Source organism: Microvirgula curvata, from assembly GCF_054781615.1.
Map to the genome: position 1 here is coordinate 1 of NZ_BAAGUB010000038.1, position 1,060 is coordinate 1,060.

General features: G+C 64.8%; 1 protein-coding gene. It reads left to right on the forward strand.

Translation table 11 applies throughout. The features are described 5' to 3' along the window. Positions 1–1,060 (forward strand): 4Fe-4S binding protein (locus ACYVG8_RS18970; protein ID WP_460746595.1); only part of this gene is annotated, 1,060 nt, incomplete at both ends.

The window sequence follows — 1,060 nt, forward strand, 5'->3', positions numbered from 1 at the left end:
CCGCGACTCGTACACCTTCCGCGACAGCGACTACATGAACCTGTACAGCCTGAAGGCTGCCGGCGCGCCGTCGTTCCGCGAGTCCGGCATCTTCATCCTGCGCGATCACAGCTTCTCGGCCGCCTGGCCGTGGGCGTTCAATTTTCTCGGCAACCGCCGCGACGCCAACAACGAAAAGACCTTCGTCAATTTCGAGTCCGAATACTGGCTGCCGGCCCACTATCTGCAGGGCGGCCGCCCGGCAGTGGAACGCCCCGACGCGCCATGGCTGAAGGCCTGGAAGGGCAAGCCGGTCGAGATCGCCGTGTTTGCCGCGCTGCTGCTGTTCACACTCGGTTTCTATGCGCTGCGCGACCGCTGGGAGCGCCGCAGCCGCCGCAGCGACAAGCGCTGGATCTCGTGGCCGAAAACCACGATGTGGGTAATCAGCATCGGCTTTATCGGCTTCTGGCAGATGGCGCAGCCGTCGGTCACCCAGTTGCTGACGCTGATCCACGCACCGTTCGACGGCTGGCGCTGGGGGCTGTTCCTGTCCGACCCGCTGATTTTCCTGTTCTGGATCTTTATCGCCATCTCGCTGCTGCTGTGGGGCCGCGGGCTGTTCTGCGGCTGGCTGTGTCCGTTCGGCTCGCTGTCGGAACTGCTGTACAAGGTCGGCGGCCGCCTCGGTCTGGCGCGCTGGCAGTTCAAGCTGCCCAAACCGCTGCATGACAAGCTGAAGTGGCTGAAGTACGCGGTGTTCATCGGCCTGGTGGCCGCCTCGTTCCACTCGATGGTGCTGGCCGAGCAACTGGCCGAGATCGAACCGTTCAAGACCACGTTCCTGGTCGGCATCTGGAACCGCAGCTGGCCGTTCGTGCTGTTCGTGACCACGATCTTCGGGCTGTCGCTGTTTACCGAACGTCCGTACTGCAAGTACCTGTGCCCGCTGGGTGCCGGGCTGGGCCTGCCGTCTCGACTGCGGCTGAACGGGCTGAAGCGCAAGGCCGAGTGCGGCCCGTGCAAGGCCTGTGCGGTCGGCTGCGGCTCGCAGGCCATTGCCGCCGACGGCCGTATCGAC